The sequence below is a fragment of the Neisseria sp. HMSC061H08 genome (assembly GCF_001836795.1).
In the GTDB taxonomy this organism is placed as follows: domain Bacteria; phylum Pseudomonadota; class Gammaproteobacteria; order Burkholderiales; family Neisseriaceae; genus Neisseria; species Neisseria subflava_A.
In genome coordinates this window covers 1-305 of record NZ_KV830557.1, presented here as the reverse complement: position 1 = coordinate 305, position 305 = coordinate 1, and the positions used below count along the sequence as shown (strand labels likewise).

General features: G+C 43.6%; 2 protein-coding genes. Both read right to left on the bottom strand.

The window, feature by feature from the left end; translation table 11 throughout:
* Positions 1 to 161: contact-dependent growth inhibition system immunity protein (locus tag HMPREF2675_RS11215; protein ID WP_141759945.1), on the bottom strand; the 161-nt coding region annotated here is incomplete at its 3' end.
* Complete coding sequence (locus HMPREF2675_RS11670; RefSeq protein ID WP_349268255.1) at positions 162 to 293, bottom strand: endonuclease toxin domain-containing protein; 132 nt, start codon at positions 291 to 293, stop codon at positions 162 to 164. It lies immediately after the preceding gene.
* Positions 294 to 305 lie beyond the last annotated feature (12 nt).

Genomic DNA, 305 nt, shown 5'->3' with positions numbered 1-305 from the left:
GTCGTGCCTAAAGTTCCATTGTCGGTATCCAATGGCAGGATATGGGGGGGATATAGGTGGTCTGGAGCATATCGCCCAAATCCTGACCATGTTTGAATAATCAAGGCTCTTTCATTTGCCTTATAGCCAGCCCAATAATCTTGTTCTTGATTGAAAGTCATTTATTCGATCTCCGTAATTTTGACTGTAATGTTCTGACTTTTGCCATACTCTACCACACGTTGCAACTGCAATCTTTGCTCCTTATTAGTTTGTGCGGGTATGGCCAGATGGATTTCGCGCTGTTTGATCATGTCGGCCCTTAA

What these genes read in the sequence shown, in the direction of transcription:
- HMPREF2675_RS11670 (WP_349268255.1), bottom strand. Translation starts at nt 293, where the DNA reads ATGATCAAACAGCGCGAAATCCATCTGGCCATACCCGCACAAACTAAT.